Raw genomic sequence first — 18886 nt, forward strand, 5'->3', positions numbered from 1 at the left:
TCAATTCGTGAAAGCACGCTGGCGCGCGATCGGGCTTTCGCCAAGCGATCTCGCCGAGGTGCTGGGCGTGGTGTCAGAGCAGCGCGCGAGACCCAACGAGAGCGCGAGCGAGATCAGCGTCGATCGTTTGCTGCAGATCGCGACCGCGCTCGGCGTCGCCAACGGCCGCGGCGGCGTGGCAGCGCAGGGACCTGGCGCGGGCAAGGCGATGCCAGCGGAGATGCTGCTCGAATTGCGGTTGTTGCGGCTGTTCCGCGAACTGCGGGATCCCGACACCCGACGCATGCTGGTCCAGCTCGCCGAACAGATCGTCAAGCGGCAGGCGCCACCGCCGGCGGCGGGCTGACCTGGTTACCTCGCGACCCGCGCATGGTCGCGATGCATCTGCCGCCATTGATGCAGGGCGAAATTCCGTGTCTCTGAGACGCGCCGGGTATCTTATTCCGGCCCGGTGATCGATCTCCGGGCGGGCCGCGGCGTCATGAACCGGGCCTTGCAATGTCTGCTTCCGAATCCGCCACAACGCCTGCGTCCGGAACCTGGATCGCCAACCAGCCCTATCTCCTGCTCAGCATCACCGCGATGTGTTGGGCCGGCAACGCGATCGTCGGACGGCTCGCCGCGGGCCACATTCCGCCTGTGACGCTGTCGTTCCTGCGCTGGTCGGCGGCATTTCTGCTGATCCTGCCGTTCGCCTGGAAGCATCTGATGCGCGACTGGGGCACGATTCGAAAGAACATCGGCATCATGGTCCTGCTGTCGATCACCGGCATCGGCGCCTTCAACACGCTGCAATACTGGGCCCTCGAGCACACCCAGGCGCTGAACACGCTGCTGCTGCAATCGGCAGGGCCGCTGGTGGTCGCGGTGTGGTCGCTGATCCTGCTCGGCGTGAGGCTGACGCTCGCCCAAACGCTCGGTGTGCTGCTGTCGCTTTTCGGCGTGCTCGTCATCCTGCTGCATGGCGACCTCACCACGCTGTCGAAGATCGAGTTCAACAAGGGCGACCTGATCTTCATCGTCGCGCTCGTGATCTTCGCGCTCTATTCGGTGCTGACCTTGAAGCGGCCCGCCATCCACGGGTTGTCGTTCGTCGGCTTCACCTTCGGCTGCGGCGCGCTGGTGCTGCTCCCGTTGCTGGTCTGGGAACTGAACGTCCGGCCGGTGATGCAGCTCAACATCAACAATCTCCTCTCGCTGTTCTATGTCGCGGTGTTCCCCTCGACGCTCGCCTATCTCTGCTTCAACCGCGGCGTCGCGCTGATCGGCGCCAACCGCGCCGCACCGTTCTTCCACGTGGTTCCGGTTTTCGGCACCGTCATGTCGATCATCTTCCTCGGCGAGCATCCGCAAGCCTTCCACTTCATCGGCTTCGCGCTGGTGCTGGCCGGCGTGTTCGCGGCGTCGCGGAAGCAAGCCGCATAACCCGACAAGGTTGCGGTGACTATCTGCGAGGAATCCGCTATTTCTGGAGTCTGCTTCGCGAACGGATCTCGGGCATGGCGCGCGCCAGCAATCTGATGATCGGCACCCTTGCGCTGGCCCTGGTCGCCGGCTCGCTTGGCGGCTGGCTCGGCTATCAGCGCTATGCCGGCATCAAGCGCCAGATGCCGTTCCGCGTGATCTTCGAGGGCTCGGCCTCGGGCTTGCGCCGCGGCGGCAGCGTGAATTTCGCCGGCGTGCGCGTCGGCGACGTGATCGCGCTCAAGCTCGACCATCACCGCGTGATCGCGATGACGCGGATCGACAGCAACACGCCGATCCGGGCGGACACCGAGGTCGGCCTCGAGTTCCAGGGCCTGACTGGCATCGCCGCGATCTCATTCACAGGCGGCTCGGACCAGGCCCCGCCACCGCCACTTGGCGCCGACGGCATTCCCGAACTGACCGCCGACCCCGAAGGGATGATGGGCATCCAGGAGAAGCTCCGTGTCGCACTGCGCAATGTCGACCGGGCGATTATCGAGAACGAGGCCGCGGTGAAGGACACGCTGCGCAATTTCGAGACCTTCACCAACTCGCTGTCCGGAAATGGTGAACTGATCGCGGGCTTCGTCGATGCCGCCGAGTCCGGCGTCAAGGCCGTCGACGACAAGGTGACCGCGACGGAGAAATTCCTGAAAAGCCTCGGTAGCGACAAATATGGCGGCGAATTGCTGCCGACCGTGATCTCGCTGCGCGAGTTGATCGAAAGCTTCGACAAGAAGTCCGGCGCCGTGATGGCCGAGACCCGCAGGACGCTCAGCGACGTCAGCCAGTCCGTCAACAATTTCAACCAGAAATTCGGTGGGGCCGGCGGCAGGCGCTGAAGGCCCGCCTCGCGGCGCTCCGGAGCAAGGACGGCAAATCTCACCCGGCCTTGAACTTGCTATAGGTCTCGCGCGTCGCGATGATCAAATGGTCTTCGCAGCCGTTCCTGCGGTGCGGGTCGCAGAGATTTTCGTAGTCGGGCGAGGTCATCATGTCGATGAAGGCGGCGACGCGGGGGTAATAGACGAGCGCGAGATAATCCCATTTCTGGCCGGCCGGCTCGCCCAGCGCGATGGTCTCCGCTCTGCCTGTCCACAACAGCGTGCCGCCGCGGGCCTTGATCATGGGGACGGTCAGCGCGCTGTAGCGCAAATACGCATCCCAGCCCGAGCCGTCGCCGTCGAGCGACCGCGCGCGAAACCGCATCAGGTTGAGCATCACCACCGGCCCCTCGGCATCAAGCTCGCTCAGGCCCTTCACGTGCAAGAGATCGACACCCATCGCTGCTCCCTGTACGGCTCGCCCCGGAATGCGGCGAGGCCGCAAGAGATTATGCCACATCGCGGAGCCACCCTGAAATCAAGTGCGGGCGGCGCATGTTGTAAGGCCGCGCATGGCACCAATCTTCCCGCCCGTCTTGTCGCAGCACCTTTTCAGGCACAACATTCCGCCAGAATGACCGATCTTCGCGCCCTGCCCGCACCTGCTGCATCCAATCGCTCGCCTCTGCGCTGGCTCGACAATCAACCCTATCTGCTGCTCAGCCTGACATCGCTGTTCTGGGCCGGCAACATCGTGCTGGCGCGGCATGTCGGCAGCCATGTGCCGCCGATCACGCTGACCACGATCCGCTGGTTCGGCGTGTTCCTGATCCTGCTGCCGTTCGCCTGGCCGCATCTGAAGCAGGACCGGTCGAAGCTGCGCGCGCACCTGCCATTGATGCTGCTGCTGTCGGCGGTCGGCTTTGCCTTCAACAACGCGATCTCCTACTGGGCCATGCAATACACCGAGGCGCTGAACGCGCTCTTGATCCAGTCGGCCGGTCCGTTATTCGTGGCGCTGTGGTCGCTGATCCTGTTCGGCGTGCGGCTGACGCCGGCGCAACTTGCCGGCATCGCGATCTCGCTGGCCGGCGTGCTCATCATTATACTGCGCGGCGATTTCTCGGCACTCGCAAGCATTGCCTTCAACAGGGGCGATATCATGTTCGCGGCCTCGCTGGTGTCGTTCGGGCTGTATTCGGCACTGATCCCTCGGCGGCCCAGGATTCACCAGCTCTCGCTGATCTCGTTCACCACCTGCTGTGGTGCACTGATGCTGTTGCCTGCCGCGCTCTGGGAATTCTCCGCCGGCGCGGCGTTGACGTTCGACCTTCTGACCGTCTCGACACTCGCCTATGTACTGATCTTTCCCTCCACACTCGCCTACCTGTTCTTCAACCGCGGGGTCGCGCTGATCGGTCCGAATCGCGCCGCACCGTTCTTTCACCTGGTGCCGGTGTTTGGCTCGGCGATGGCGATCCTTTTGCTCGGCGAGAAACTCGCACTGTTTCACCTGATCGGCTACGCGCTGGTGCTCGCCGGCGTCGTGATCGCCTCGCGGCAACGATCGGCCAGGCGTTGAATGCGGCGATGTCGGTGCTTCCGCTTTGCGCGTGGACCGGCTAGCCTGCCGGCCAACACCAACAAAGAGCTGGGAGGCGCTTCCGGATGCCGGGATTTCTTGGATTCATTTCACGTGCCGCGGCCGCGGCGTCTCTCTTCACCCTGGCCTCATCCGCTTCCGCGCAGACGCCCTATCCGAACCGCAACATCACGCTGGTCCTGCCATTCGCCGCCGGCAGCGGCACCGACACGACGACGCGCCTGATCTCCAAGGAGGTCGGCGTCGCGCTCGGCGTCGGCATGGTGATCGACAACAAGGCCGGCGCCAACGGCTCGATCGCGGCAAGCTATGTCGCCCGCTCCGCGCCCGACGGCTACACGCTGTTCGTCACGACGAACACGACGCATTCGGCCAATCCGTATCTGCTCAAGACCATGAGCTACGATCCGATCAAGGACTTCACGCCGATCGCGCGCACCGGCGACCTGCCATTCATGCTGGTGATCAATCCGGAGATTCCGGCGAATTCGGTCGCCGAGCTGATCGCGCTCGCCAAGAAGGACCCCGGCAAATACTCCTATGCCAGCGGCTCCTCGTCGGCGATCGTCTCGGGCGCGACGTTTGCCCGGCTTGCCGGGATCGACCTCCTGCACGTGCCCTACAAGAGTTCGCCCCCGGCGCTCACCGACGTCATCGCCGGCCGCGTCTCCATGATGTTCGTGGACGTCCCGACCGGGCTGCCGCATGTCAACGCCAAGGCGCTGAAGGCGCTCGCCGTCACCACCAAGCGGAAGTCCGCCCTGTTGCCGGAGCTACCCACGATGGACGAGACCGTGAAGGGCTTTGATATCACCTCGTGGCAAGGCTACCTCGGCCCTGCCAACATGCCGAAGGAGATCGTCACCAAATTGAACGCGGAGATCCGCAAGGTGATCGAGCGGCCCGATATCAAGAATCAGCTCGCCGAGCGCGGCATGGAGGCGTTCTCCGGCACGCCGGAGGAGTTCGACGCCTTCCTCAAGGAGCAGCTCGTGCTGTGGGAGAAGCTGATCACCGACGCCGGAATCGAGAAGCAGTAGGTGGATCACCGTGATTGCGGGGAGCTCGCGACCAAATTGCAGAGCAATTTTGCGCTGAAGCGACCAAGCACGTAGGGTGGGTTAGCGTTAGCGTAACCCACCGGTTTTCGCCGTCGAACGGTGGGTTACGCCTTCGGCTAACCCACCCTACAGGAGGCGGGAACGCGACGCGACAAGCGGATTGATTCCGCTCACGGTAGTATGAGAGCCTTCAGGCGTTGGTTACGGACCTGCGCCTGAGAAACCTGGCGGCTCGGGCCGCGGACCAACCGGCGATTGTGGCCTCCATCCACAACTCGCGTCGAAGCATTCGAAGGCTGCGGCGCAAGGCCATGCCGCACGCATGACGAAAACGAGCAAGAAGCAAGAACAGAAGACTTAGAAGCGGGAGCAAGCAATGTCGAAATTCAGAGTGGTCACGCCGAAGGGTGCAAGCTTCACCGTCGCCGGCGGCGGCTATGATTACGAGAGGGAGGCGCTCGATCCGATCGGTGCCGAGATCGTCGAGGCCCCGGCCAACGAGGCGGAATTTATCGCCGCCGCGAAGAGCGCAGACGCGATCTACGCCAAGGGCATGCCGATCACCAAGACGGTCATCGACGCCCTCGATAATTGCAAGGTGATCACGCTTGGCAGCGTCGGCGTCGACTCGGTCGACGTGAAGGCCGCCACCGCCCGCGGCATCCCCGTCACCAACATCCCCGACACCTTCATCGAGGAGGTCGCCGACCACGCGATGATGCTGCTGCTGGCGGGCTTCCGCCGCCTGATCGAGCAGGACAAGATGGTGCGCACCGGACGTTGGGCCGAGGGGCGGCCGGCGTTGTTGAAAATTCCGCGCCTGATGGGCCAGACGCTCGGCTTCGTTTCGTTCGGCCGCGTCGCGCGCGCGGTCGCCAAGCGCGCCGCACCCTTCGGCCTCAGGATGATGGCCTACGATCCCTTTATCCAGGAAACGCTGATGTACGACCACGGCGTGATCCCGTCCACGCTGTCCGAGGTGCTATCGCAATCGGATTTCATCTCGATGCACGCCCCGGCCCGCCCCGAGGTGCACCACATGCTGACCGAGAAGCATTTCCGCCAGATGAAAAAATCCGCCATCTTCATCAACACCGGCCGAGGCGCCACCGTGGACGAAGAGGCGCTGGTCAAGGCGTTGCAGGAGGGCTGGATCGCCCATGCCGCGCTCGACGTGCTGGAGAAGGAGCCGCCATCGCACAACAATCCGATGCTCGGAATGGACAATGTTACCTTGACCGCCCATGTCGCGTCCGCCTCGGCACGTTTTGACGAAGCGCGCAAGCGCCGGGTGGGCTACGAATTGTCACTAGTGCTTTCGGGCATGTGGCCGGTAAGCTGCGTCAACCCGTCGGTGCTGCAACACACCACGCTGCGACGCTGGCAACCCGTCAGCATGGATCGCGGTCCAAATAGCTGAGCCACGGGGACGGCGTTTTCGAGCCCGATCTGTCCGGCATGCGTGCGCGACAGATCGGTTCGCGTGACGAGAACGCGTCAGAACCACGAAGACCCTTCACCGGCGATCAACGCCGGGAAGGCAACAAAAGCAGGGAGAAATTGATGAGCAACGACCTCACCCGTCGTGATGCGTTGGCACTCGGGCTATCCGCCGCGGCACTGGCGGCAACCGGCGCTTCGGCGCAGGATGCATCGAAAGTGAAGGCCGCCGATGTTGCGGCGCCATCGCTGCCGATCGAAAAGGGCGCGAGCCTGCGCATGTTGCGCCCGGTGCGCTTCGTCCAGGCCGACGAGGACGTGTTCCGCGAGAATGCGAAGAAATTCGCCGACAAGACTGGCGTCGAGGTCAAGGTCGACTTCGTCGGCTGGGAGGACATCAACCAGCAGACCGCGGTGACCTCGAATTCCGGCGCCGGCCCTGACGTCATCATCGGCTTTTCCGATTCTCCGCACGTCTACATCGACAAGCTGATCGAACTCACCGATGTCGCCGACTATCTCGGCAAGCGCTATGGCGGCTGGCTGCCACTGGCACAGCGCTATGGCAAGAAGAACAAGAGCGACGCCTGGATCGGGTTGCCGTTCGGCGCGACCGCCGGCCCACTAATCTACCGCAAATCGGTGCTGCAATCGGTCGGTTACGACAAGGTCCCGGAAGATCACGCCACAATCCTGGACCTGTGCCAGAAGCTCCATAAGGCCGGCAAACCGGCGGGCTTCGCGCTGGGTAATGCGAAGGGCGACGGCAACGGCTTCGCCAACTGGGTGCTGTGGTCGCACAACGCCTCCCTGCTCGATGAGGACGGCAACGTCGTCATTAACAGCAAGGAAACGATCAATGCGCTGAAATGGGTCAAGGAGTTGTACCCGACCTTCATCGCCGGCACGCCGTCGTGGAACGACGTCAGCAACAACCGTGCCTACTCTTCGCAGGAAATCTCGCTGACCGCCAACGGCGTCTCGCTGTATTTCTCGCTGAAGAACGATCCGGCGACACGCGCGATCGCCGAGGACAGCGAACACCAGTTGCTGCCGAAGGGCCTCGCCAAGATCTCGCCGATGGCTGGTCTGACCCTGAACGCGATGGTCTTCAAGCACAGCCCGTATCCGAATGCCGCGAAGGCATTCCTGCAATTCATGCTGGAAAAGGAACAGTACGAGCCGTGGCTCAACGCCAACTCGGGCTACTGGGCACAGCCGCTTGCCGCCTATGCCGACGCCACGGTGTGGTCCGGAGATCCCAAGGTCAAGATCTTCAAGAACACGATGAACAGCACCTATTATGACGGCTACAAGGGTCCGATCTCGACGGCGACCGGAGCGGTCAGCGCCGACTACGTGCTGATCCAGATGTGCGCATCGGTTGCGACCGGCGCGGCGACGCCGGAGGTTGCGGCCGCGGAAGCCGAGCAGCGCTGCAAGCGGTATTTCCGCCGACAGGGCCGGTGAGACCGCATATCTGGATCAACCGTCATTGCGAGCGAAGCGAAGCGATCCATAGTACCATACAGGAGAAATGGGTTGCTTCGTCGCCTCGCTCCGCGCAATGGCGACGCTGGACGAGCATTCGATGTCTGTAACGACCCTACCATCGCGTAGCGTGGCGATCCGGCAACCGGGCTGGATCGTGCGCCTGTTCGACTACAAGCCGTTCCTGATCGCGATGTGCCTCGCGCCCGCGATCGGCCTGCTCGCCGTGTTCCTCACCTATCCGCTTGGCCTCGGCATCTGGCTCGCCTTCACCGATACTACCATCGGCCAGAAAGGCGTCTTCATCGGCCTGGAGAATTTCCAGTATCTGCTGAAGGATCCGCTGTGGTGGGGCGCGGTGTTCTACAGCATCTTCTACACCGGGGTGGCGACCTTCGGAAAATTCGCGCTCGGCTTCTGGCTCGCGCTTCTGCTCAACAACCACTTCCCGTTCAAGAGCCTGCTGCGCGCCATCGTGCTGCTGCCGTGGATCGTGCCGACAGTGCTTTCGGCGCTGGCGTTCTGGTGGATCTACGATCCGCAATTCTCGATCATCTCGTATCTTCTGGTCGACGTGCTGCACATCCGCTCCACCAATATCGACTTCCTCGGCACGCCCTGGGCAGCGCGGTTCTCGCTGATCGCGGCCAATATCTGGCGCGGCATCCCCTTCGTCGCGATCTCGCTGCTCGCGGGACTGCAGACCATCTCGCCCTCGCTCTACGAGGCGGCGATGCTCGACGGCGCCAGCGCCTGGCAGCGCTTCCGCTACATCACCTTTCCGATGATGATGCCGATACTTGCGATCGTGATGACGTTCTCGATCATCTTCACCTTCACCGACTTTCAGCTCGTCTACGCCATTACCCGCGGCGGCCCGGTCAACTCGACGCACCTGCTCGCCACGCTCGCATTCCAGCGCGGCATCGCCGGCGGCGAACTCGGCGAGGGCGCGGCGATCGCGGTCTCCATGATCCCGTTCCTGGTGTTCGCGACGTTGTTTAGCTACTTCGGCCTCGCGCGCCGCAAATGGCAGCAGGGAGAGGCCAATGACTGACGCTGTCGCCCAATCGAGCAATGTCGGCAGCGCCACCCCCGATACAATGTCGTGGGACTCCCGCACCCGACGCGTGGTGATGATCTATCTGCCGTTGTCCTGCTTCGTGCTGATCCTTCTGTTCCCGTTCTACTGGATGACGATCACCGCGTTCAAACCGAACGCGGAACTGTTGAACTTCAGGGAACACAATCCGTTCTGGATCTCTTCGCCGACGCTCGCGCACATCAGGCACTTGCTGTTCAATACGTCCTATCCGCACTGGCTGAAGACCACGATGATGGTCGCGATCGGCTCGACCTTCCTGTCGCTGTTTGCGTCCACGCTCGCAGCCTATGCGATCGAGCGGCTGCGCTTCCGTGGCAGCCCCTATGTGGGCCTAGGCATCTACCTCGCCTATCTGGTGCCGCCGTCGATCCTGTTCATTCCGCTCGCGACCGTGATCGTGCAGTTCGGCCTGTTCGACAGCCCAATGGCGTTGATCCTGGTCTACCCGACCTTCCTGGTGCCGTTCTGCACCTGGCTCCTGATCGGCTATTTCAAGTCGATCCCCTACGAGCTCGAGGAATGCGCGCTGGTCGACGGCGCGACAAGGCTGCAGATCCTGCGTCGGATCACGCTGCCGCTCGCCGTGCCCGGCCTCATCTCGGCCGGCATCTTCTCCTTCACGCTGTCGTGGAACGAGTTCATCTACGCACTTGCCTTCATCCAGAGCGGCGCCAACAAGACGGTGCCGGTCGCGATCCTGACCGAGCTCGTCACCGGTGACGTCTATCAATGGGGCGCGCTGATGGCCGGATCGCTGCTCGGCTCGTTGCCGGTCGCGCTGTTCTACTCCCTGTTCGTGGACTACTACGTATCGTCTCTTACTGGCGCGGTGAAGGAGTAGCGATGTGCGCTCGTCTCCATCCCCCTCATGCCCGCGCAACGGCTTCGCCATTGTCGCTGGAGGCGCTCGCGTAGCGGACCCGAAGCATGAGCGGCCCGGGCTGCGCCGTCGCCCTTCGAGACGCGTGCAAGAGCGCGCTCCTTCAGGGTGACGGTGAGAGAGTTGGGGTCGTGGCGCGTTCGGTGATCAGCACGTCGAATCCTTCGAACTTCGGATGACCGAGATAGAGGCTGCCGCCGGTCTCGTTACCGGCGCGGGAATGGGCGCGGCGGAACGCATCCGACCTGGTCCAGGCCTCGAAAGCGCCCCTGTCGGCCCACATCGTGTGTGTCGCATAGAGCGTATGGTCCTCGGCCTCCGGTCCCTTCACCAGATGAAACTCTATGAAGCCCGGCGTGTCGCCGAGATAGGACTCCCGCGTGTTCCACACGGTCTCGAACGCCTGCTCCGAGCCCTTCTTCACCTGAAACCGGTTCATCGCGATGAACATGATTGAATTCTCCTGCTTGCGGCGACATGCGCTGCGGCAATCCTGCCGATTGATCTCGTTGAAAACGTGGACGCCCGAAGCCATCCGCCGCATCTTCGAGGTCGATGTTGCGATCGACCACACCGACCAGGGCGTGCCGTTCCTGCCGCCGCAGATCATGCGGCCAATCTACCACCTGTGCCGGAAGTCTGGGAACGCCGCGGTCGGATTGCGCGCGGAAATGAAGTGGATTCCATTCAGGCCTGACGAATGCTCATTGACTATCCGCGACCCGCTTTCTCTGAAGGCGAAAGCGGGATTCGAAGGATTTTGAAGCCCGGAACTTCGGCCCATATCTCCGCCTCCTCCGGAGGCGCTACGGTCACGACCGCGGCCGGCACTTCTCCATCTATCACCCGGAGAAAAGCTAGCGTTTCACCCTCGCTCATTTGAATTTCAGTTGCGCCCGCTGCCACCATCGCGGTCCTCACATCGGCAACAGAATCGGATCGTGAGACATCGATCGCGACGATCTTATTGGCCAGATCGGACACCGACGCTATTTCCGAGCGAACGAGAAGAACAGCAACCAGTTGATCGGTGTTGTTTGGTGGTGCAAGCGCTGCCGTTTCGGCATCAGCAGGGGGAACGCCTTCCGCGGGACCGAAAGATTTTATGTCGCTGTCCGGATTTTGTTTCGGTGCCACGCTCGCGGTCGTGAGATCCTCCACCACTGGGGAAGTTGCGGCCTGACCCGGTGGTGTTCCAGCTCCTGAAGCCGAGGAGGGATTGGGTACCGGCAAGGATTCCGCGCTCTCGGAAGAGACGGACTTCGCTTCTCCACGATTCGGGAGCCGCCGATCGGCAAGGCTAGCGGGCGACGATTCAATGTGTCTTGGTGTGACTTTCCTTGCTACACGAGTCAGCGCCGCTCGGTTCGGCGTGCTGATTTTATTTGGACGTTGCGCCCTCGCCCTCGACGCCTGTCTGGCAAACTGAGCCGGAACCGAAGCCTGCCGTGACATAGATAGCTGACGGGACCAAGCCATATAGGACTGGCAGGCGATGTTACATGGGAGCCCGTCCATATAAACGGTACCGGGTGAATCAGGCGGCGCGGCTTCGCTAGTTCCAACGGAACAAATGAACAGGATGCAGGTCAACAACGTCCGCAGTTTCGACATGACGGGTTTACTCCAACTGTCAGCCTCGCCCTGCGCAACGATATACGAAGGATAGTCGGTTCAAGTTTCAGCGCAGAACTCTTTCTCCGCGAAATCGGGCGGATATCTCGACCCAGCGCATCTCGGAGTCGGTCTCGAAGCCGCGACGCCAAGGCCCGCTGACGCGACAGCGATGACCCCGCGCGCCGTGAAGTTCAATTCACGGCATTGCTCACCACGACCTCGATCAGCTTGGCGCCGGGCCGGCTGAACGCGGATGTCATCGCGCCCTTCAGCTCCTGCGGATCTGATATCCTGATCGCCTCGAGCCCGAGCGACCGTGCGACGCCGGTGAAATCGACCGGCGGATCGACGAAATCCATGCCGACATAATGGTCGTCGCCATGGAAGGCGAGCAGGCGCTGCTTGATGATGCGATAGCCGCCATTGTTGACGATGACGAAGGTCAACGGCAGCTTGTGGTTCGCAGCGGTCCACAGCGACTGGATCGAGTACATCGATGAGCCGTCACCGGAATAACAGACCACCGGCCGCTGCGGATTGGCAAGGCTGACGCCGACGGCGGCCGGCAGACCCCAGCCGATGCCGCCGGAGGCGAGCGCGTGATAGCCGTAGCGGTCGCGATGCGGACGCAACGCGATGATCTGGCGCGACGAGGTCAGGCCCTCGTCGACCAGGATGGCGTTCTCGGGCATCGCCTCGACGACTTGCAGCGCCAGCCAGTCCGGATCGATCGGCGCGGTGTGGCTCGCTTTCGAGATCTGCTCGACCAGCGCCTTGCGCTTCGCCGTCCAGTTCTTCGATGCCAGCGCGGCACGCCCTTGTTTCGCGCGCGCCTCCAGCGCGCCACCGCCCGCAGCCTTCAGCGCCGGCACCAGCGCGCGCAGCGTTTCCTTCACATCGGCCTTCACCGCGATCTCGACGCCATAGTTCTTTGCGAGGTCGCCATCGACAAGACCAACCTGCACGATGCCAAGCCCATCCGGCAGCGGATCGACCTCGCTATAGACGGACATGCGCAGCGGATCGCCGCCGAGCGCGATCAGGAGATCGTACGGAGCGAGCACATCGCGGGCGATCTTCTGAATGCGCGCCAGCGCACCCATGAAGCACGGGCTTTCGGATAGGAAATGCGCGCCGTATGGGGTCGAAGATTGATAGGCGGGACACCCCAGCGTCTCCGCAAGGTCGGCGGCTTCGCGCAGCGCGTCGCTCTTCACGATCTCGTCGCCGACCACGATCACCGGACGCTCGGCCTTCAGGATGCGCGCCGCAAGCGCCTGAAGCGATCCCTCCGATGGCCTCACGCGGGTATCGACGCGAGTCGGGCGGCCAAGCTCGATGCCGGCCTCGGAATTGAGGATGTCGCCGGGCAGCGAGATGAAGACGGGTCCGCTTGGCGGCGTGGTTGCGATCTTGGCGGCGCGGCGCACGATTCGCGGCAGGTCTTCCAGGCGCGTTACCTCGACCGCCCACTTCACCAGCGGCGTCGCCATCTGTACCAGCGGGCCATAAAGCACCGGCTCCGTCAGCCCGTGGCCCTGCTCCTGCTGCCCGGCAGTGAGGATCAGCGGCGTGCCGGTGAAGCTTGCATTGTAGAGCGAGCCCATCGCATTGCCGAGCCCGGGCGCGACATGGACGTTGCAGGCGACGAGCTTGCCCGAGGCGCGGCTAAAACCGTCCGCCATCGCGACGACCAGGCTCTCCTGCATCGCCATCACATAGGTGAGGTCGGGATGATCCTTCAGCGCGTGCATGATCGGCAATTCGGTGGTGCCAGGATTGCCGAACAGATGCGTGACACCCTCGTCCTTCAGCAATGCGAGGAAGGCGGAGCGGCCGGTAATGCGGTTCTTCATATCTCCTCCAGACCCGATGGCTCGTTGGCATCCGGGGTGCGAGGATCATGCGCGAACTCGTTCCGCTGAAGCAACGGAGCGCGCGGTCATGGCTGCCTTGCATCAGCAAGCATCAGTGTGCGCTCTATGGTGCCGGCGCCTCTGGCTCACCTTTGCGGCTGTCGCTCGCCATGGCGCCAGCCCAAGCCGTTCTCTGAGAAAATCCAGAAACACTTTGACCTTGGGAGATCGTTGCCGACCCGGCGGCAAGAGAGCCCACAGCGGATATCCCTCGCTCACTTGCACATCGAGCAGGAGCGGCTCCAGCAATCCGGTCCTAAGTGCTCTCGCGACCGCAAGCTCGCCCAGGCGAACGATCCCGACACCTTCGATGGCCAGTCTCAGGAGCACATCAGAGCTGTCCGCGCTGACCGTACCCTTGACCTCCACTGCGATGCGGCCGCCCTGGCCCTTGAAGGTCCACGTTGTCGGTTCAGGGATGCCGTTGAGTATCAAACATTGATGTCGCGCGAGATCGGCAGGAGCCATCGGACGGCCATGGTGAGCCAGATATTCCGGACTCGCACAGATGATCTGGGTGAGATCGATGATCTTGCATGCGATCATTGAAGAGTCTGGAAGCTTTCCTGTCCGCATCGCTACGTCGACATTCTCAGCCACGAGATCGATGGGACGGTTCGTCACCAGAAACTCGACCGTCATCCGCGGATAGCGAGCAAGGAAATCCGACAATGCCGGCCCGAAATGATCTCCGATCATGACCGGGGGCGCTTGCACCCTCAGCAGGCCGCGCGGTGACAGGCGAGCCAAAGCGATCTCTGACTCCGTCGCCTCGATGGCGGCAAGAATCTCCTGGGAACGCTTGAGATAGATTCTGCCTTCCGCCGTGAGCGCCAGGCGCCGGGTCGTCCGGTTAATGAGGCGCACCCCCAGCCGCTGCTCCAATCGCGAAATGAGCTTCGAAATCGCCGAGGGTGAAAGCCCAACATCCTGTGCTGCGGCGGCAAAGCTGCCGCGCTCGACCACCCGCTCGAACACGCCCATTTCGTTGGCCGCGTTGGTCATACGTGAACTCAATTCATGAGTGCTACGCGTTCATCGCCGATTATCCGGGCACTGTAAAGGGTCTAGAGGGATGGCGGGAGGCCGCAGCGCCGGGCGCCGCGACGTTAGGAGGAGCCCATGAACACCGACATTTCCAGAGCCGGGAGTTTGTTGACGTGGCGTTTACCGCGATCCTGGATGCCGGGCATTACCGTGGGTGTGGCAGTAAGCGCACTTGCAGTCCACGCGCTCATCGAAGCGCCGGCGATGAGACGAACGGCGGAACGTCTCAGGGCCGAGCAAATTCAGCAGGAAGACCGCGAGTACTGTACAAAATTCCAGATGCCGCCCGGAAACGAGAATTTTGCGGCGTGCGTTACCGACCTTGCCGAAATCAGGCGTCGTCAGCGCGAAAGATCCGCCGCCGAAACGGCCGGAGTGCTCTAGCAACCAGTATCGTTGCTTACTGCAGGCGTCGCTCCGGCACGAACGGAAAACCGCTGCGCACTTTCTGGATCATGCTTTAGAACATGCCCTCGCGATCGCTCCGCTTCTTCTTTTTGGACCGCTGCCAGACCACTCCCGGAAAGCCTTTCAACGGCACCAGCGGCTCGCCGGTATAAGCCCATTCCTGCAATTCCTCGATCGCGATGTGATAGAGCGGCTGCCGGCCGGTGCGTCCCGAAAACAGCGCGCGGGGAATGTTCACCATGTGCGGCGAATGGGCGCGTTCGTAGATGATCGGCGTGCCGCAGTTGGAGCAGAAGGCGCGCGCGGTCCCGGTTGCGGCGTCCTCGTAGCGCGAGAGCGAATTCTGGCCTTCTGTGATGCGGAAGCGCTTGCGCCAGCACCCGACATAGGTCGCGTAGGCCGCGCCGTGCGCGCGGCGGCTCGCCGGCGTGTGGTCGTGCCACGCCCAGCGCGCCGGCACGTCGATCTCGAAGCGCACCTGTCCGCACAGGCATTGGCCCGCGGCCGGCTTCGCCAGCGCGACGGGCTGCTTTCGCTTCTTCTTCGTCTCCGTTTCGTCGTCGTCAGGAAACATTGGGTCTCCCGGTTCGCTTTTAACGTCGTCATTGCGAGCGAAGCGAAGCCAATCCATGCGCCCGCGCGCGAGGAACGATGGATCGCTTCGTCGCATCAGCGCAAAATTGCTTTGCAATTTTGTCGCGAACTCCGTCGCAATGACGGAAGTTTACGCCTGCGCCATCTCGTCGTGCACCGGGTAGTCCGTATAGCCCTTCTCTTCCCCGCCATAGAACGTCGCGCGGTTATATGGCGTCAACTCATGGCCGTGCTGCAGGCGCTGCGGCAGGTCCGGATTGGAGATGAATATGCGGCCGAACGCGATCGCGTCGGCATGCCCTTCGGCGATCGCGGCCTGCGCCGCATCGCCGGAAAATCCGCCTGCAGTGAGCAGAACCCCGCTCCAAAGCGGGCGATACAGCACCATCGCCGATGGCACGTTCTGCCAGTTGACCTCGGCGCGGCCGGCGCCGCTCGAGCGTGGCTCGATGAAATGCAGGTAGGCAAGCCCGAGCTTGTCCAGCGACTTCACGGCGTGGCTGTACAGCGGCATCGGGTCGGCCTCGCCGCTGCCATTGGCGATGCCGTAGGGCGACAGCCGCACGCCGACCCGATTGGCGCCCCAGACGTCGATCGCGGCCTGCGTCACCTCCATCAAGAAGCGCACGCGGTTCTCGATCGAGCCGCCATATTGGTCGGTGCGCAGGTTGCTGCGCGACTGCAGGAACTGCTCGACCAGGTAGCCATTGGCGCCGTGGATTTCGACGCCGTCGAAGCCGGCGGCAAGCGCGTTCCTGGCAGCCTCCCGGTAGCTCTCGACCAGGAGCAGGATTTCGCCTGCCTCCAGCGCGCGCGGGGTTTCATAGTCGACGACCTTGCCATCCGCCGTCATCGCCTTGAACTCGGAGGAGATCGGAACCGCCGACGGCGCGACCGGCAGCACGCCGCCCGGCTGGAACGAGGAATGCGAGACGCGCCCGACATGCCAGAGTTGCAGGAAGATGAAGCCGCCCTTGGCGTGCACGGCGTCCACCACCTCGCGCCAGCCCGCGATCTGCGCCTCGCTGTAGATGCCGGGAACGCCGGGACTGCCGAAGCCGTTCGCGGCCACGGGGGAGGCTTCCGCGATGATCAATCCGCCTGGGGTCGCACGCTGCGCGTAATATTCGACGTTCAGCGGCCGCGGCGCGAGGCTGGGCTTCGCCGCGCGCATCCGCGTCAGCGGCGCCATCACGACACGGTGCTTGAGCTGATAGGGACCGATCTTGAGCGGAGAGAAGAGCGACGGAGGATTCATGCCTGCCCCGGTTATTGCTTGTGGTTTCCCGTTATGTAACGGGTTCATCTTGTTTGCAAAAGCGGGTAGTGGCAATCTCATCGCTCGAAAAACAGGTCTTCCATGCCAAAGCCGGGCGCCAGATCGCTCCCCTCCCTGAGTCTCCGCATCGACCTCGATGCCGAGGGCCGGATCGGGCCGGGCAAAATCCAGCTGCTGGAAAACATCAGGGAATGCGGCTCGATCTCCGCCGCCGGCCGCGCGATGGATATGAGCTACAAGCGCGCCTGGGATCTCGTCGACGAGATCAACCGCATCTGCCGGCAGGCCGCGGTGGCGCGGCAGACCGGCGGAAAGAACGGCGGCGGTGCGGTGCTGACGCCGTTCGGCATCTCCCTGGTGGCACGTTATCGCAAGATCGAACGCGACGCCGCCAGCGCCGTGCGCAAGGACCTCGAGGCGCTGCACAGCGACATCGGCAAGCCGAAGAAGGTTGCAGCGAAATGAAAATGGCGGCCTAGGGCCGCCATTGCCCGGATCTCTAGCAAACCAAGCGAAGTGCCCCTCATCCCGCTCCCGCGGAGTCGAGACAAGCGAAGCTCGCCTTGGACGGTTAGGATGAGGGGCCGATGCGATCCGACCTCTCCCCGCAAGGGGGGAGTGAAGATCACAGCGCCTAGCCCGTCTTGATCCAGACCGCCTTCACGTTGAGATACTCCTCGACATGCTGCTTGCCGGACTCGCGACCATAGCCGCTCATCTTGTAGCCGCCGAACGGCACCGCCGGGTCCATCGCCTGATAGCAATTGACCCAGACCGAGCCGGCGCGCAGCGCTTTCGCCACTTGGTGCGCCTTGCTGACATTGGTGGTCCACACGCCTGAGCCGAGACCGAAGGTCGTGGCATTGGCGCGCTTGATCAGTTCTTCCGGATCCTTGAACGAGATCGCCGAGATGACCGGGCCAAATATCTCCTCCTGCGCGATCCGCATGTTGTCCTGCACATTGGCAAACACGGTCGGCTGCACGAAGTAGCCCTTCGACAGCGCGCCCTCGATCAGGCGGGCGCCGCCCGCCACTGCCCTTGCGCCTTCCTTCTGGCCGATCTCGAGATAGCCGGAGACGCGGTCCATCTGCTGTTGCGACACCAGAGGGCCGATCTGGGTGTTGGGATCAAGGCCGTTACCGACCTGCAGCTTCCTGCCGAACTCGGCGACACGGCCGACGAATTCATCATAGACCTTCTGCTCGACGAACAGCCGCGTGCCCGCACTGCAGATCTGCCCCGAATTGGCGAACACCGCCATTGCCGCACCCGGCACCGCGGCATCGAGATCGGCGTCGGCGAACACGATGTCGGGGGACTTGCCGCCAAGCTCGAGCGATACGCGCTTGAGGTTGCCGGCCGATGCACGGATGATCGACTGGCCCGTGACATGCGAACCGGTGAATGCGACCTTGTCGACGTCGGGATGCGAGGCGAGCGCCGCACCCGCGGTCTCGCCATAGCCCGGCACGACGTTGACGACGCCGGCGGGAATCCCGGCTTCCATGCAGAGCTCGGCGACACGCAGCGAGGTGAGTGGCGATTCCTCGGCGGGCTTGAGCACCACGGTGCAGCCGGTCGCGATTGCAGGTCCAATCTTCCAGATCGTCGCGGTCAGCGGCCCGTTCCAGGGGATGATGGCGCCGACCACGCCGATCGGCTCCTTCAGCGTGTAGGAGAAGATCTCGCCCGGCAGCGAGTTCTCGATGGTCTCGCCATGGATCGCGGTCGCTTGCCCCGCGTAGTAGCGCAGCATACCGAGCGCGCGCAGCTTGTTGCCGCGGGTACGGCTGATCGGCGCGCCCATATCGAGCGTGTCGAGCTGGGACAGTTCCTCGAAATTCGCTTCGACGAGGTCGGCAAGCCTGAGCAGCATATTCTGCCGCTCGAACGGCTTGACCTTGCTCCATGGTCCCTCGAAGGCGCGGCGCGCGGCGGCAACCGCACGGTTGATGTCCTCGGCATCGCCCTCGGCCACGGTCGCAAGCAGTTCGCCGGTTGCCGGATTGTGCGTCTCGAACGTCTTGCCGGAGGCGGCGTCGACCCATTTGCCGTCGATCAGCATCTTCTTGCAGGAGCCATCCGCGTAAGGATGGCGCGTGATCGGAACCGCCTGCGTAACAGCCATTTCTTGCTCTCCTGATTTTCCGG

19 protein-coding genes are annotated in these 18886 nt (G+C 63.1%); 11 read left to right on the top strand and 8 right to left on the bottom strand.

All coding sequences use genetic code 11. The features are described from left to right. The first annotated feature begins 7 nt into the window (after positions 1-7). The 3 genes from JQ553_RS27255 to JQ553_RS27265 all read left to right on the top strand — a co-directional run bounded on the left by JQ553_RS27255 (position 8) and on the right by JQ553_RS27265 (position 2309). Complete coding sequence (locus JQ553_RS27255; RefSeq protein ID WP_212503128.1) at positions 8-346, top strand: hypothetical protein; 339 nt, start codon at positions 8-10, stop codon at positions 344-346. A 152-nt stretch (positions 347-498) separates the two neighbouring features. Continuing rightward, positions 499-1425, top strand: a complete 927-nt coding sequence (locus tag JQ553_RS27260) for a DMT family transporter (RefSeq protein ID WP_212503129.1) — start codon at positions 499-501, stop codon at positions 1423-1425. A gap of 74 nt (positions 1426-1499) precedes the next feature. Next, positions 1500-2309 carry an MlaD family protein gene (locus tag JQ553_RS27265; protein ID WP_212503130.1) on the top strand — a complete coding sequence of 270 codons (810 nt, stop codon included), beginning with the start codon at positions 1500-1502 and terminating at the stop codon, positions 2307-2309. A 40-nt stretch (positions 2310-2349) separates the two neighbouring features. Here JQ553_RS27265 and JQ553_RS27270 read toward each other — a convergent pair whose 3' ends face one another. Beyond that, positions 2350-2751 carry a DUF1330 domain-containing protein gene (locus JQ553_RS27270; protein ID WP_212503131.1) on the bottom strand — a complete coding sequence of 134 codons (402 nt, stop codon included), beginning with the start codon at positions 2749-2751 and terminating at the stop codon, positions 2350-2352. A 174-nt stretch (positions 2752-2925) separates the two neighbouring features. Here JQ553_RS27270 and JQ553_RS27275 point away from each other — a divergent pair, with 174 nt between their 5' ends. The 6 genes from JQ553_RS27275 (at position 2926) to JQ553_RS27300 (ending at position 9832) form a co-directional block, all read left to right on the top strand. Further along, a complete protein-coding gene (locus JQ553_RS27275; RefSeq protein ID WP_212503132.1) occupies positions 2926-3873 on the top strand; it encodes a DMT family transporter in 948 nt (315 codons plus the stop codon). An 86-nt stretch (positions 3874-3959) separates the two neighbouring features. Next, the gene (locus JQ553_RS27280) at positions 3960-4934 is read left to right on the top strand and encodes a tripartite tricarboxylate transporter substrate binding protein (RefSeq protein ID WP_212503133.1); all 975 of its coding nucleotides are present in this window, start codon (positions 3960-3962) and stop codon (positions 4932-4934) included. Positions 4935-5331: 397 nt separating this feature from the next. Further along, the gene (locus JQ553_RS27285) at positions 5332-6375 is read left to right on the top strand and encodes a C-terminal binding protein (protein ID WP_212503134.1); all 1044 of its coding nucleotides are present in this window, start codon (positions 5332-5334) and stop codon (positions 6373-6375) included. A 143-nt stretch (positions 6376-6518) separates the two neighbouring features. Beyond that, on the top strand, positions 6519-7865 hold the full coding sequence (locus tag JQ553_RS27290) for an ABC transporter substrate-binding protein (protein WP_212503135.1): 1347 nt from the start codon (positions 6519-6521) through the stop codon (positions 7863-7865). A 121-nt stretch (positions 7866-7986) separates the two neighbouring features. Continuing rightward, entirely contained in the window at positions 7987-8943 is a 957-nt protein-coding gene (locus tag JQ553_RS27295; RefSeq protein ID WP_212503136.1) for a carbohydrate ABC transporter permease, read from the top strand. Then, on the top strand, positions 8936-9832 hold the full coding sequence (locus JQ553_RS27300; protein WP_212503137.1) for a carbohydrate ABC transporter permease: 897 nt from the start codon (positions 8936-8938) through the stop codon (positions 9830-9832). The genes JQ553_RS27295 and JQ553_RS27300 overlap by 8 nt, the downstream gene beginning before the upstream one ends. Positions 9833-9974: 142 nt before the next feature. Here JQ553_RS27300 and JQ553_RS27305 read toward each other — a convergent pair whose 3' ends face one another. From JQ553_RS27305 to JQ553_RS27320, 4 genes are all read right to left on the bottom strand, one after another. Continuing rightward, a complete protein-coding gene (locus JQ553_RS27305; RefSeq protein ID WP_212503226.1) occupies positions 9975-10322 on the bottom strand; it encodes an antibiotic biosynthesis monooxygenase in 348 nt (115 codons plus the stop codon). 260 nt (positions 10323-10582) lie between these two features. After that, on the bottom strand, positions 10583-11008 hold the full coding sequence (locus tag JQ553_RS27310) for a hypothetical protein (RefSeq protein WP_212503138.1): 426 nt from the start codon (positions 11006-11008) through the stop codon (positions 10583-10585). Positions 11009-11679: 671 nt separating this feature from the next. Beyond that, the gene (locus JQ553_RS27315; protein ID WP_212503139.1) at positions 11680-13344 is read right to left on the bottom strand and encodes a thiamine pyrophosphate-binding protein; all 1665 of its coding nucleotides are present in this window, start codon (positions 13342-13344) and stop codon (positions 11680-11682) included. Between the two features lie 102 nt (positions 13345-13446). Then, positions 13447-14409 (bottom strand): LysR family transcriptional regulator, encoded by a 963-nt coding sequence (locus JQ553_RS27320; RefSeq protein WP_212503140.1) that lies wholly within the window; start codon positions 14407-14409, stop codon positions 13447-13449. A 117-nt stretch (positions 14410-14526) separates the two neighbouring features. Here JQ553_RS27320 and JQ553_RS27325 point away from each other — a divergent pair, with 117 nt between their 5' ends. Continuing rightward, complete coding sequence (locus JQ553_RS27325) at positions 14527-14835, top strand: hypothetical protein (RefSeq protein WP_212503141.1); 309 nt, start codon at positions 14527-14529, stop codon at positions 14833-14835. 76 nt (positions 14836-14911) lie between these two features. Here the strand turns inward: JQ553_RS27325 and JQ553_RS27330 are convergent, their stop codons facing one another. Together JQ553_RS27330 and JQ553_RS27335 are read right to left on the bottom strand one after the other, a co-directional pair. After that, positions 14912-15433 (bottom strand): GFA family protein, encoded by a 522-nt coding sequence (locus JQ553_RS27330; protein WP_212503142.1) that lies wholly within the window; start codon positions 15431-15433, stop codon positions 14912-14914. Between the two features lie 150 nt (positions 15434-15583). Continuing rightward, positions 15584-16711: an alkene reductase gene (locus JQ553_RS27335; RefSeq protein ID WP_212503143.1), complete on the bottom strand. Its 1128-nt coding sequence runs from the start codon at positions 16709-16711 to the stop codon at positions 15584-15586. A gap of 102 nt (positions 16712-16813) precedes the next feature. On the opposite strand from JQ553_RS27335, the gene JQ553_RS27340 reads away from it, so the two are divergent. Further along, positions 16814-17197 carry a winged helix-turn-helix domain-containing protein gene (locus tag JQ553_RS27340; protein WP_212503144.1) on the top strand — a complete coding sequence of 128 codons (384 nt, stop codon included), beginning with the start codon at positions 16814-16816 and terminating at the stop codon, positions 17195-17197. 169 nt (positions 17198-17366) lie between these two features. On the opposite strand, the gene JQ553_RS27345 is transcribed toward JQ553_RS27340, so the two are convergent. Next, positions 17367-18863, bottom strand: coding sequence for an aldehyde dehydrogenase family protein (locus JQ553_RS27345; protein ID WP_212503145.1), 1497 nt, complete (start codon positions 18861-18863; stop codon positions 17367-17369). Between the last annotated feature and the right edge of the window lie 23 nt (positions 18864-18886).

Source organism: Bradyrhizobium lablabi, from assembly GCF_018131005.1.
GTDB lineage: Bacteria > Pseudomonadota > Alphaproteobacteria > Rhizobiales > Xanthobacteraceae > Bradyrhizobium > Bradyrhizobium lablabi_D.

Excerpts from the sequence above, each read along its gene's own strand:
- JQ553_RS27345 (WP_212503145.1), bottom strand. The coding sequence starts at position 18,863 with ATGGCTGTTACGCAGGCGGTTCCGATCACGCGCCATCCTTACGCGGAT.
- JQ553_RS27290 (WP_212503135.1), top strand. The coding sequence starts at position 6,519 with ATGAGCAACGACCTCACCCGTCGTGATGCGTTGGCACTCGGGCTATCC.
- JQ553_RS27300 (WP_212503137.1), top strand. The coding sequence starts at position 8,936 with ATGACTGACGCTGTCGCCCAATCGAGCAATGTCGGCAGCGCCACCCCC.
- JQ553_RS27265 (WP_212503130.1), top strand. The coding sequence starts at position 1,500 with ATGGCGCGCGCCAGCAATCTGATGATCGGCACCCTTGCGCTGGCCCTG.
- JQ553_RS27285 (WP_212503134.1), top strand. The coding sequence starts at position 5,332 with ATGTCGAAATTCAGAGTGGTCACGCCGAAGGGTGCAAGCTTCACCGTC.
- JQ553_RS27305 (WP_212503226.1), bottom strand. The coding sequence starts at position 10,322 with ATGTTCATCGCGATGAACCGGTTTCAGGTGAAGAAGGGCTCGGAGCAG.
- JQ553_RS27340 (WP_212503144.1), top strand. The coding sequence starts at position 16,814 with ATGCCAAAGCCGGGCGCCAGATCGCTCCCCTCCCTGAGTCTCCGCATC.
- JQ553_RS27260 (WP_212503129.1), top strand. The coding sequence starts at position 499 with ATGTCTGCTTCCGAATCCGCCACAACGCCTGCGTCCGGAACCTGGATC.
- JQ553_RS27325 (WP_212503141.1), top strand. The coding sequence starts at position 14,527 with ATGAACACCGACATTTCCAGAGCCGGGAGTTTGTTGACGTGGCGTTTA.
- JQ553_RS27315 (WP_212503139.1), bottom strand. The coding sequence starts at position 13,344 with ATGAAGAACCGCATTACCGGCCGCTCCGCCTTCCTCGCATTGCTGAAG.
- JQ553_RS27330 (WP_212503142.1), bottom strand. The coding sequence starts at position 15,433 with ATGTTTCCTGACGACGACGAAACGGAGACGAAGAAGAAGCGAAAGCAG.
- JQ553_RS27270 (WP_212503131.1), bottom strand. The coding sequence starts at position 2,751 with ATGGGTGTCGATCTCTTGCACGTGAAGGGCCTGAGCGAGCTTGATGCC.
- JQ553_RS27335 (WP_212503143.1), bottom strand. The coding sequence starts at position 16,711 with ATGAATCCTCCGTCGCTCTTCTCTCCGCTCAAGATCGGTCCCTATCAG.
- JQ553_RS27320 (WP_212503140.1), bottom strand. The coding sequence starts at position 14,409 with ATGACCAACGCGGCCAACGAAATGGGCGTGTTCGAGCGGGTGGTCGAG.
- JQ553_RS27280 (WP_212503133.1), top strand. The coding sequence starts at position 3,960 with ATGCCGGGATTTCTTGGATTCATTTCACGTGCCGCGGCCGCGGCGTCT.
- JQ553_RS27295 (WP_212503136.1), top strand. The coding sequence starts at position 7,987 with ATGTCTGTAACGACCCTACCATCGCGTAGCGTGGCGATCCGGCAACCG.
- JQ553_RS27275 (WP_212503132.1), top strand. The coding sequence starts at position 2,926 with ATGACCGATCTTCGCGCCCTGCCCGCACCTGCTGCATCCAATCGCTCG.